Genomic DNA, 12,220 nt, shown 5'->3' with positions numbered 1-12,220 from the left:
AACCATCACACCGTGTCCTCCTGACACCTCAGCCACCTTCTTACACCACACATCAGCAATGCAATAACCCCGAGGACACCCAACCGCATTGAACACTCCCCGGAGTCTTTATCCTCACCGTACCCCGCTTAGCTTCCCACTGCGACGGCTCTGGTGGTGTCTAAGGTGCCTTGCAACCCTTCGATGTTTGTAACCATGCCCAACGCACCGAACAACCCTGCAACATCTCACAGCGCCTCACTTATACAATCATTTCCTGTTTTATAAATAACTGATCCCGCCCTCATGATCCCCCTGGATCCTGCCCAGCGTGCCGCTGAACTGCGTCGTCGTCTTCAAGAGGCCAACTACCACTACCACGTCCTCGACCAACCACGTATTCCGGATGCTGACTACGACCGCATGTTGCGTGAACTGGACGCCCTCGAAGCGACCTATCCAGACCTAGCGACGCCTGATTCACCGACTCAGCGTGTTGGACACACCATTGCCACCGCATTTTCCGAAGTGCGCCATACCGTCCCGATGCTTTCCCTGAACAATGCCTTCAGTGATCCCGAAGTCCTTGAATTCGTGCGCCGTATTACCGCGCGTCTGGGAGAAACAGCCCCTGGTTTTTCCGCAGAACCCAAACTGGATGGCTTGGCGATCAGCCTCCGCTATCAGAACGGCATCTTTATCCAAGGAGCGACTCGCGGCGATGGCGTCACCGGCGAAGATGTCACCGCCAACCTGCGTACCCTGCCTACCATCCCGCAACGCTTGCAAAGCGACACATGGCCAACCGTGTTGGAAGTGCGCGGCGAAGTGTATATGCCACGTCCTGACTTTGAAGCCTACAACACCCAGGCCCGGCTTCGCGGATGGAAAGTACTGGCCAATCCCCGCAATGGCGCCGCCGGCTCCTTGCGGCAACTGGACCCACACATCACCGCACAGCGCCCCCTGAGCTTCTATGCCTACGGTATCGGCGAAGTGACCGATGACGTAGCGTTCCACCGCCACTCCGAAATCCTGGCCTCCCTACGTGCCTGGGGATTCCCCGTCTCCCCCCTCGTGGAGCTGGTGTATGGCAGTGAAGGACTACTGAATTACTACCGCCGGATGGAAACCATTCGCGATACCTTACCGTTTGATATTGATGGCATCGTTTATAAACTCGACGACCTGTCTGGCCAGCATGAAATGGGGTTTGTCGCCCGTGCCCCCCGTTGGGCCATTGCCCATAAATTTCCGGCCCAAGAACAAACCACCACTGTTGAAGCCATTGAAATCCAGATTGGCCGCACCGGTGCGGCCACCCCAGTCGCACGCCTGACCCCCGTACAAGTCGCTGGAGTCACCGTTACCAGCGTCACCTTGCATAACGCTGACCAGATCGCCCGCTTGGATGTACGCATCGGTGATACCGTCATCGTGCGCCGTGCTGGTGACGTGATTCCTGAAGTCGTCGCAGTCATCACCGACAGCCGCCCCCCTGGAGCCACCGCATGGAGCATGCCGATGGCGTGCCCCGTCTGTGGTTCCGAGATTGTTCGTGAAACAGGCGCCGCTGTATGGCGTTGCTCCGGTGAACTCGCCTGTCCCGCCCAACGCAAAGAGGCCATCCGCCATTTCGTCTCCCGCCGCGCTATGGATGTCGAAGGGCTGGGCGTCAAGTGCATTGAATTACTGGTGGATGCCGCCGTTGTCCACGGCGTCGCTGACCTGTATCACCTGAGCCTGGATCAACTGCTGCGGCTCCGCCTCGTCACCAATGCCCAAACCCCCACCATGCTCCTGCGCGAAGCGCGCGACCATGTGACCGGCATGCGTTACCAACAATTAGAAGAGATACTGCGCACCGTGGGTGTGGACCTGTCTGGTGAAGGTGACGTGCCCAAGCATTGGCAGATTGACGTATTGCGTGCCCAATGGCCGGACTTTGATTGGAACCACAAAAAGATTGCCACCAAGTGGGCGCAGAACCTGATTGCTGCCATTGACCGCTCACGGCAGACTACCTTGGAGCGTTTCCTCTTTGCCCTTGGCATGACCCATGTCGGCGAAACCACCGCCAAAGCACTGGCGCACTCCTTCGGGGACTTAGCAATCATTCGGCAACTCCCTTGGCCCTTATTCAAATGCGTCCCGGATATTGGAGGCGAAGTGGCACGTGCCATCGGCCACTTTATGGATCAGCCCGCCAACCAACAGGCCATTGATGACCTAGTGGAGCGTGGCGTGCGTATCACCGATGCCCATCCCCCCACATCTACATTGCGCGATCAACTCACCCTGGCCAGCCTCTTGGAACACTTGGAGATTCCAAAAATCACCCCACTGCGTGCTGTCCAGTTAGCCACCCTCGCTCCCACATTGCCCTTATTGGCTGAAGCCGACCTTGATGCACTCCTTCAGGCGGGCGTGCCCCAGCCTGCTGCACAATCATTGACCGAATGGTTCCAATCTCCTGATAACATCTCCTTAGCCCGCCGCCTCCAGCACTGCTGTGACGTACTGTTGGCACAACTGCTATCTCCCGATCGTGCCCACACTGCCCCACTCAACGGCCAGAGCGTCGTACTGACAGGCAAATTAGCGTCACTGACCCGTGAAGCCGCCGCCACTCGACTAGAAAGCTTGGGAGCCAAAATTGTCGGCAGTGTGTCCAAAAAAACCAGCTTCCTTGTTGCTGGAGAAGATCCAGGCTCCAAACTCGACAAAGCCCACGCCTTGCATGTCGATATTTGGGATGAAGCCCGTCTACTCGCCTTTCTGGAACAATACAGTGCCCAATAGAACAACAGACATGGACACGGCTACCTTGCAATGGCGTCTTGCTACTCCTGTCGATGAACCCCTACTGATCCCCATGATCCGGCGCTTCTATGCCGAAGACGCCACCCCTTTTGATTCCCTACGTTCTTTGCCTGCTTTGCGTACCCTCCTGGCCGATCCTACATCCGGCGAAGTCCTGTTGTGGCTGACGTCGCAAGGAGAGCACGTCGGCTACGCCGTCCTCACCCTGTGTTGCAGCCTTGAACTAGGCGGACGCTATGTATTGCTGGATGAACTCTACCTAGAGCCAGCGGTCCGTGGTCGTGGTTACGGCCGTCACGCCATCGCCCATCTGGAAGCCCGAGTGCAGGCACTCGGTTTTGACCTGCTGCGCATGGAAGTGAACCACCATAACAACGCGGCCAAGCGCTTCTACCTAGCATTAGGCTACCGCGATGAACACCGTGACCTGCTCAGCCGTCGTTTGAACGAAACATCTTGATGACCCTCATCGACACCTTGCGGCTGCGCGCCCGTTTAAACACCATGATCCGGCGCTTCTTTGCAGATCGCGGCGTCTTAGAAGTTGAAACACCCCTCCTCTCCGCCGCCGGAAATACCGAGCCAAACATCCACAGCTTCACCACCTGCTTTACTGGGCATTGTGATGCCGGAGCAGCACAACGTTGGCTGCGTACTTCGCCGGAATACCCCATGAAACGTCTCCTTGCTGCTGGTATCGGCGACTGCTACGAACTGGGGCGCGTCTTCCGTAACGGAGAAGCGGGCGGTCGCCATAACCCCGAATTCACCATGCTCGAGTGGTATCGCGTCGGCTGGGATCACCACCGCCTGGCTGAGGAAACCACCGCCTTGGTCCGTGAAGCGCTGTCTCTTGTCGAACGCACAGCTACATTGCATGTCACCACGTACCGTCAACTGTTCCTTGACATCCTTGACATTGATCCCCTACGTGCTCCGCAAACCGTACTGCGTCAAGCCTTGGACGGTGGCGAGATCAACCCCGATGGATTGAGCCGTGATGATTGGCTTGACCTACTGATGACGCATCGCATCCAGCCGACATTCCCTACCGACCGCATCACCGTCATTGACGACTGGCCAGCCACACAGTGTGCCTTGGCGCGGATCCGTTCCGATGACCCCCCGGTGGCGGAGCGCTTTGAACTCTACTTAGGTGTTCACGAGATCGCCAACGGTTACCATGAATTGAACGATGCAACTGAACAGCGCCGTCGTTTTGAACACGATAATCAAGTCCGTGCCGCACGCGGATTGCCGCAGATGCCTCTTGACGAACCTCTCTTGAACGTCTTGTCCCGTCTTCCTGATTGCGCCGGTGTCGCCGTCGGTGTGGATCGATTACTGATGGCCATGAGCGCAACCGCATCCATTGCCGACGTCCTGGCGTTTTCCTTTATCTCTGCTTAGCCTGCGTTGCATGTCTGTTGGTGGGTTGATACCGTCCAACATGTGTACCAGCGCTGCTCTGTCGACTGTGGATGGGCGAGTGCCGTTTCACTTAGACGTTTGTCTAAAGGACTTTTGTCTCACCATGTGAGTTCCTAATTGATTTGCTTATGCCCCCAATTCTTGGATCCCAATGCAGCAGCACACACCTTCTTTCTAGGGGGATGCCTGCCATCAAGAGGGGCATTTCCCTCTTGCTGCTCGGAGGCGTTCCCTGGTTTGGGATCGCTGCAGATCGTTATGAAGCGCCTCCTGACGTAGTGCGTTGTGAGTCCCACGATCAAGAACGCGTCCATTGCACCATGCTGACCACGCATGGAGTGCAGCTCGTGCGCCAACTCTCCGTAAACAGTTGCGAGCATGGCAGTCAGTGGGATGTGGACCCAGAGGGCGTCTGGGTAGAGCAGGGGTGCCAGGCCGAATTTGCTCCCCTGCCTGATCCTGTGCATCCACAACGGCGGATATTGCGCTGCGCCTCAGATGGTTCTGTCGTCAGTTGCCCCGTGGTGCTACGCGGTGTCCCTGTCCGCTTACTGCGCCAACTTTCCTTATTTCCCTGCAAGAAAAATGTTACCTGGGGGAGAAAACACCATGAAATCTGGGTGTCCAGTGGCTGCAAAGGTGAATTTGAACTCGGTGCCGAAGATGGATCTGGATTTGTTGATATGCCGTGGCGCTTGATTTGTGAATCCAAAAAACGTCAACGCATGAGCTGTGGCACATCGGTACAGCACGAGGTGAGTGTATTCCTGCAACTCTCCACCACACCCTGCGAAAAAGATCGTAATTGGGGCTGGGATGCTGACCGAATCTGGGTCGATGGAGGCTGCCGTGCCGAATTTCTCGTCTATTGAAACCGCTCTCCATCTGCAAACCGCATCCCACCGACACCAACACCTGTGTAGCGTCACCTGATCGCACACACCGACCTTTCCTATTCTCGACAGGCCTCAATGTCTATCAACGGATGCGTACAATGCTCCAATGCACCATCCCTTGCCCCCTGATGACACACTTTACGACCAGGTTCGTCCCATCCTTTGGACCGGCCATTTCCTGAAATTACTTGATCAGCGCAAATTGCCGTTTGTGGTCGAATATGTGGAGTGCCACAGTAGCGAAGATGTCACACAGGCCATCCGCACCCTGATCGTTCGTGGTGCACCGGCCATTGGCATTGTTGCAGGGTGGGGCGCCGTCCTTGCAGCGCGTGAGATTGAAGCGGTCGATGGCATTGAAGCACTTTGCAAGCTAGAACCCGCATTACAACGTCTCCATGCCGCACGCCCAACCGCGGTCAACCTTGCTTGGGTCCTGGCCCGCATGCGCCGGACCCTGAGCGCTGCCCACGCTGATTGGCGCCAAGTGATGGAGTGCGAAGCGGAGTCCATTGCGAGGGAGGACCTCACCGCCAACCGTTGCATGGGTGCCTACGGTGCCGCACTCATTCCAATCGGCAGTGGCGTGTTGACCCATTGCAATACCGGTTCTTTGGCGACTGCAGGGTTCGGGACTGCCTTGGGAGTCATCCGTGATGGCATCGCCCAAGGGCGCATCGCACGCGTATTCGTAGGAGAGACCCGTCCCTGGCTACAGGGTGCACGTCTCACCGTGTGGGAATTGCAGCAAGACGGGATCGACGCCACCTTGATTGCCGACTCCGCCGCTGCCCACCTCATGAAATCTGGCCAGGTGCAATGGGTCATTGTTGGCGCTGACAGAATCTGTGCCAATGGGGATACTGCCAACAAAATTGGCACCTACCAACTGGCTATTACCGCTCGCCATCATGGAGTTAAATTCATGGTGGTTGCCTCCGCTGCGACTGTCGATATGGACACCGTCGCTGGAGAGGCGATCGAGATTGAACAGCGCGATCCGGAGGAACTGCTTGGAGTGAGTGGTGTGCGTACCGTGGCCGAAGGTATTGCTGCTTGGAATCCAGTCTTTGACGTCACACCGGGTGCCCTGATTGACGCCATTGTCACGGAGCGCGGTGTGATTCAATCTCCAGATGCGGCACAGATGCGTGCCACATTCGGCAACTGAATGCGCCTGGGAACCACCTTCTTTCCATCCTCACACTCCCATCAAGTGTTTGTTTCTTTGGGGTAAGCATCAGCGGCCGTAGTGCCTTCATGATAAAATCACCGGATTAAATTGAACCCTGGCCATCTTTGTTCGGCAGCCCATCCCATGGTTGCTTGTGAACTTGTGCGCCGCTTTACATGACGGGACCCGAATGGCAGAGACCGCCAAGGAAATCATCAAGGTCAATCTGGAAGACGAGATGCGTAAGAGCTACCTTGATTATGCGATGAGCGTAATCGTAGGTCGTGCACTCCCCGATGCTCGCGATGGCATGAAGCCTGTGCATCGCCGCGTCCTGTACGCCATGCATGAACTTGGTGCTCACAGCGACAAGTCCTACTTCAAATCTGCACGTATCATCGGTGAAGTTCTCGGTAAGTACCATCCGCATGGTGATCAGTCTGTTTACGACACCCTGGTACGTATGGCGCAACCCTTCTCGTTGCGTTACTTACTGGTAGAGGGTCAAGGTAACTTTGGTTCGGTGGACGGCGATCCTGCCGCCGCGATGCGTTACACCGAGTCGCGCATGTCGCGGATCAGCCACGATCTGATTGCTGACATCGATAAAGAGACCGTCGACTTCCAGCCCAATTACGACGAAAAAGAAACGGAACCAACGGTCATGCCGACCCGGTTCCCGAATCTATTGGTCAATGGATCGTCCGGGATTGCAGTGGGCATGGCCACCAATATCCCGCCCCATAACCTTGTCGAATCCATCAACGCTTGCATTGCCCTTATTGATAATCCAGAACTGGATATTGATGGATTGATGGAATACATCCCCGGTCCGGATTTCCCCACCGCCGGTATCATCAACGGCACCGCTGGCATTGTTGCTGGCTACCGTACCGGCCGTGGTCGCGTCCGCATGCGTGCCAAGGCGGATATTGAAGTTGCCGACAATGGTCGTGAAGCCATCGTTGTTACTGAGATTCCTTACCAAGTCAACAAAGCACGTTTGATCGAAAAAATTGCCGAGCTGGTGAAGGAAAAGAGAATCGATGGCATCAGCGAACTGCGTGACGAGTCCGACAAGGACGGCATGCGGATTTATATTGAAGTCAAACGTGGCGAGTCTGCCGAGGTTGTCCTCAACAACCTCTACCAGCAGACCCAGATGGAGTCGGTATTCGGAATTAACATGGTGGCACTGGTTGACGGCCGCCCCCAACTACTCAACCTCAAACAGATACTGCAAGCCTTCATCCGTCACCGCCGCGAAGTGGTCACCCGTCGCACCATCTTCGAACTGCGCAAAGCCCGTGCCCGTGCCCACGTCCTGGAAGGTTTGACGGTTGCCCTGGCCAACATTGACGAGATGATTCACCTGATCAAAACCTCGCCAAGCCCACAAGAAGCAAAAGAGCGCCTGCTCGCCAAAACCTGGGCACCTGGATTGGTCGGCACATTGCTCAGTGCCTCAGGTGGTGAAGCATCGCGCCCGGAAGATCTCCCCCAAGGCGTGGGGCTGATTGGCGACTCCTATCAATTGACTGAAGTCCAAGTACGACAGATTTTGGAAATGCGCCTGCACCGCCTCACCGGGCTGGAACAGGACAAGCTTGCCGAAGAGTACCAGCAGCTGCTGGAGATCATTGTCGGCCTGATCCGCATCTTGGAGAGCCCGGATGTCCTATTACAGGTCATTCGCGATGAACTGCTCAAGATACGTGAAGAATATGGGGATGTACGCCGTACCGAGATCCGCCATAGCGAAGAAGACTTAGACATCCTCGACCTCATTGCACCAGAGGATGTCGTCGTCACCCTGTCCCACGCCGGCTATGCCAAGCGTCAGCCCGTGTCAGCCTACCGTGCCCAAAAGCGGGGAGGGCGTGGCCGCGCTGCTGTGACCACAAAAGAAGAAGACTTCATTGACCATCTCTGGCTGGTCAACACCCACGACACCCTGTTGACCTTCACCAGCACCGGCAAAGTATTTTGGCTGTCGGTGTACCAATTGCCAGAGGCCGGTTCCAACGCCCGCGGTCGCCCCATCATCAACTGGATCCCCTTGGAGCCAGGCGAAAAAGTGCAGGCCGTCCTTCCCGTACGCGAATACGCTGAGAACCACTATGTGTTTTTTGCCACCCGCCAAGGGACCGTCAAAAAGACTCCCTTGAGTGAATTTGCATTCCGCTTAGCGCGCGGCAAAATCGCGATCAACCTTGATCAAGGAGATGCCCTGATTGGTGTTGCCCTGACCGATGGCGAACGTGATGTCCTGCTCTTTGCCTCCAATGGCAAGACCGTGCGTTTCAGTGAGAACACTGTCCGCTCAATGGGCCGCACCGCCACGGGCGTGCGCGGTATCAAACTGACCGAAGGAGAAGAGGTGGTCAGCCTCATCATTGCCGAACCGGCAACTGGCGTGGATATGCTCGAAGAAGCGGAAGAAACCGCAGACGACGACATCCAGACAGCCAACACTGCCGAGAGCGTGCACATTGATCCCACCCAGGATGACATCCTCTGCATCCTGACCGCCACTGAAAACGGCTACGGCAAATGCACCCCCCTGGCCCATTACCCTCGTAAAGGCCGTGGCACTCAAGGCGTCATTGGTATCCAGACCACCGAGCGCAATGGCCGCCTGGTTGCTGCCGTCCTATTAGGTGCCACCGACGAAGTCCTCTTGATCTCTGATGGCGGCACCCTGGTGCGTACCCGTGGCTCCGAGATTTCGCGCGTTGGCCGTAATACCCAAGGCGTCACCCTAATCCGCTTATCCAATGGTGAAAAACTTCAGGCAGTCGAGCGTTTGGATGCTTCCTTGAGTATCCCGGATGAGACAGAGGACGATCCCGGCACCGTACACCCTGCCTGAACAGGCAACATCCGTCCGGATCTGAATTAAATTCCCATTAAAAGCCCATGAGGACATGGCACACTCGCCATGTCCCATCTCCTGAACCTCTGCGACTCACCTACCGTCCGGGATACCACCCTTTGTCTGCGTCCCAGACCTTCATCATGCCATCATGTTCAGCGAACCATCCCTGTTGCAACCCGTTTGCTGCGTGTCGCATCCCTTGCCACGTCTTCAGCGTTTCAATTCATGATCCTAAGGACAATCGCTATGCCCTCCCGTAGAGACCTCTGCTCCACACTGCTGATCCTTGTGATGACGGCCTCCTTCGGCGTCATCCCTGCCTTTGCTGACTACCGTACCCCCCCAGAGCACATCCTCAAAGTGCTCAAAGCACCACTGACACCAACACCGAGCCTGGACCCCACCGGCCACCGTCTTCTCTTGACCACTCAGCAGACCTATCCTTCCATTACCCGTGTTGCCCAACCCTATTTGAAACTGGCCGGCGTGCGCCTGGAACCTCGTAACCGCAGCCGCCACGACACCCCCGGTGGCTACGGTATTCCATCTTGCGTTGCCCACTTCTCCCTGATCGAGATTGTCGGCGGTCGCGAGATCCCCGTTCAGCTCCCTCCCGGAGCCTGTCCCGGCATGGCCTTGTGGTCCCCCGATGGCCAGCGCTTCGTCTTCCAAAACGTTACATCCGACTCCGTTGAATTGTGGATTGGCGATGCCGCCACCGGCCACATACGCCACATACCCGGCATACGTCTCAACCCCATTTTTGGACATACGGTCCAATGGCTTGGCGGCAGCAGCAAACTCCTCCTCAAACTCGTGCCCCCTCATCAGGGATTACCGCCGGCCAACACTCCCGGCACCGCTGGTCCGGATATTCAAGAAACCTTCGGCGGCAAAGGCCAGAGCAGCACCTATGAAACTCGCGACACCCTTGCCAGCATTTACGATGATTCCTTATTCGCCTACTACGGCGCCTCCCAATTGGCGGTACTTGATATTGGAACCGGCGTCCTACGTCCCGTTGGAGTTCCCGCCTTGTACGACAGCGTCAAAGGTGCTCCTGACGGCCTACATGTATTGACTGTCGCCATTCAACCCCCGTACTCCCATGCCGTCACTTACCAGCGTTTCGCCCGTGACATCGCCGTACTTGACCTCGTCAAAAATGCCTCCGCACCGATCGCCCGTCTGCCATTGGCGGACCGCGTCCCCGTGCATGGCGTCCCCGAAGGCCCGCGCGACTTCGACTGGCGCCCCACTGATCCGGCCACCTTGGTATGGGCTGAGGCCCAGGATCATGGCGACTGGAACATCAACGTCCCGCACCGTGACCACCTCATGCTGTTGCAAGCTCCCTTCACCACCAAACCCGTTGAGATTGCACGTACCGTACAACGCTTCGATGGCTTTGACTGGACCGCACAGCCAGATATTGCCTTCCTCAGTGAAGAAGATGAGAACCGTCACTGGCGCCGCACCCGTATTGTTGACCTTGACCACCCAGCCCATCCCGAACGCATCTTGTGGGATCTTTCCAGCGATGAACGCTATGCAGACCCAGGCGCGTTTATCTACCACCTCCTGCCCAACGGCACCTCCGTCGTACGCCAGGATGGTCATGCCGTCTACCTGAGAGGGCAGGGCGCCTCCCCACAGGGCGACCGCCCTTTCTTAGACCGCCTGGACCTGAAAACACTCAAGACCCAACGCCTATTCCGCAGCAACAGCGACGCCTACGAACAGTTACTTGGCTTTGTTCCCGAACCCGGAAAATTCCTCACCTGGCACCAAACCGTCATCGACCCCCCTAACGCCTTCCTACGCACCCTCGGTCCCCAGCACCCAACCCCTGCCCAGAGCGAACCCGACTATGCCTCCAGCACCGCCCGCATTACCCATATCACCGATCCGACCCCCGAAGTGCGTCAGATCAAAAAACGCCTTGTGACCTATAAACGTAATGATGGCGTCGACCTTTCCTTCACCCTCTATACTCCCCCCGACTATCAAGAAGGCCAACGCCTACCGGCCATCCTTTACGCCTATCCCGCTGACTTTGCCAACAGCACCCAGGCTGGCCAAGTCACCGGTTCCCAACACACCTTCACCCGCTTACCCTACTACCGACTGCTCCTCCTGGCCGGCTACGCCATCATCGACAACGCATCCTTCCCCATCGTTGGCGACCCCAAAACCGCCTACGATACTTACCTCGAACAACTCAAAGCCGATGCCACGGCCGCTGTAGACAAAGCCGTCGCCTTGGGCGTCGTCGACCGTGAGCGCATCGGCATCACCGGACACAGCCACGGTGCCCTCATGACAGCCAACTTGATCGCCCATACCGACCTGTTTCGTGCTGGAGTGGCCACCAGCGGCTCATACAACAAAACCTTCACCCCCTTTGGCTTCCAGAACGAACGCCGCATCCTTTGGCAAGCCAAAGACGTCTACTTGAAAGCATCGCCCTTCTTCTATGCCGACAAAATCAAACACCCATTACTCCTGATCCATGGCGAAGATGACGCCAACCCTGGCACCGAACCATTCCAATCCCGCAAGTTCTACCAAGCAATCCGCGGCAATGGCGGTATTGCCAAACTGGTCATGCTGCCCCATGAACCACATTGGTATACCGCCTTGGAATCGAACCAACAGGTCGTCTACGAAATGCTCAATTGGTTTGATACCCACGTCAAACAGGCCCCCCGTAAACCTGAATCACCGCCCTTGATACCTCCCCATTGAGTGACCTGCTATCCCTTGGGCAACGCTCGATCAATCCAAACCTTCGAACGTTTCCAGCCCTTCCAAGCAAACCTTGCAGCGTACTGATTCCGGTACGCTGCCTCTCGAAACACCGCACCCTAAGAGCCCCCGCCTGCCCATGATTGACCTAGCCATCCATGGCTGAGTCCCCATCCTAAAACGCCCACCGGGTGATTCGGCTTCTTTCCTTCAACCTGCCCGATACCCCCTTGTCATGGGCCACGCAACACCCTCCGGCACACAGCCCCGGTTCCCACCTGCCAACCACTG

At 56.8% G+C, this 12,220-nt stretch carries 7 protein-coding genes; all 7 read left to right on the top strand.

What is annotated here, in order from left to right; genetic code table 11:
- Positions 1 to 285 precede the first annotated feature (285 nt).
- The 7 genes from ligA to F7G16_RS10635 all read left to right on the top strand — a co-directional run bounded on the left by ligA (position 286) and on the right by F7G16_RS10635 (position 11,929).
- Complete coding sequence (ligA, locus tag F7G16_RS10665) at positions 286 to 2,781, top strand: NAD-dependent DNA ligase LigA (RefSeq protein WP_004090351.1); 2,496 nt, start codon at positions 286 to 288, stop codon at positions 2,779 to 2,781.
- 10 nt (positions 2,782 to 2,791) lie between these two features.
- Entirely contained in the window at positions 2,792 to 3,262 is a 471-nt protein-coding gene (locus F7G16_RS10660) for a GNAT family N-acetyltransferase (RefSeq protein WP_004090354.1), read from the top strand.
- Positions 3,262 to 4,212, top strand: coding sequence for an EF-P lysine aminoacylase EpmA (epmA, locus tag F7G16_RS10655; RefSeq protein ID WP_004090356.1), 951 nt, complete (start codon positions 3,262 to 3,264; stop codon positions 4,210 to 4,212). The genes F7G16_RS10660 and epmA overlap by 1 nt, the downstream gene beginning before the upstream one ends.
- 203 nt (positions 4,213 to 4,415) lie before the next feature.
- Positions 4,416 to 5,105, top strand: a complete 690-nt coding sequence (locus tag F7G16_RS10650) for a DUF3011 domain-containing protein (RefSeq protein ID WP_004090358.1) — start codon at positions 4,416 to 4,418, stop codon at positions 5,103 to 5,105.
- A 130-nt stretch (positions 5,106 to 5,235) separates the two neighbouring features.
- Positions 5,236 to 6,300, top strand: a complete 1,065-nt coding sequence (mtnA, locus tag F7G16_RS10645) for an S-methyl-5-thioribose-1-phosphate isomerase (protein WP_004090360.1) — start codon at positions 5,236 to 5,238, stop codon at positions 6,298 to 6,300.
- A 193-nt stretch (positions 6,301 to 6,493) separates the two neighbouring features.
- A complete protein-coding gene (gene gyrA, locus F7G16_RS10640; RefSeq protein ID WP_004090362.1) occupies positions 6,494 to 9,175 on the top strand; it encodes a DNA gyrase subunit A in 2,682 nt (893 codons plus the stop codon).
- Positions 9,176 to 9,427: 252 nt separating this feature from the next.
- On the top strand, positions 9,428 to 11,929 hold the full coding sequence (locus F7G16_RS10635) for an alpha/beta hydrolase family protein (RefSeq protein WP_011098312.1): 2,502 nt from the start codon (positions 9,428 to 9,430) through the stop codon (positions 11,927 to 11,929).
- Positions 11,930 to 12,220: the final 291 nt, after the last annotated feature.

The organism is Xylella fastidiosa, from assembly GCF_011801475.1.
GTDB lineage: Bacteria > Pseudomonadota > Gammaproteobacteria > Xanthomonadales > Xanthomonadaceae > Xylella > Xylella fastidiosa.
Note: the sequence above shows the minus strand (reverse complement) of the source record. Positions and strands in the feature narration are given on the sequence as shown.

Excerpts from the sequence above, each read along its gene's own strand:
- epmA (WP_004090356.1), top strand. The coding sequence starts at position 3,262 with ATGACCCTCATCGACACCTTGCGGCTGCGCGCCCGTTTAAACACCATG.
- F7G16_RS10650 (WP_004090358.1), top strand. The coding sequence starts at position 4,416 with ATGCCTGCCATCAAGAGGGGCATTTCCCTCTTGCTGCTCGGAGGCGTT.
- gyrA (WP_004090362.1), top strand. The coding sequence starts at position 6,494 with ATGGCAGAGACCGCCAAGGAAATCATCAAGGTCAATCTGGAAGACGAG.
- F7G16_RS10635 (WP_011098312.1), top strand. The coding sequence starts at position 9,428 with ATGCCCTCCCGTAGAGACCTCTGCTCCACACTGCTGATCCTTGTGATG.
- mtnA (WP_004090360.1), top strand. The coding sequence starts at position 5,236 with ATGCACCATCCCTTGCCCCCTGATGACACACTTTACGACCAGGTTCGT.
- F7G16_RS10660 (WP_004090354.1), top strand. The coding sequence starts at position 2,792 with ATGGACACGGCTACCTTGCAATGGCGTCTTGCTACTCCTGTCGATGAA.
- ligA (WP_004090351.1), top strand. The coding sequence starts at position 286 with ATGATCCCCCTGGATCCTGCCCAGCGTGCCGCTGAACTGCGTCGTCGT.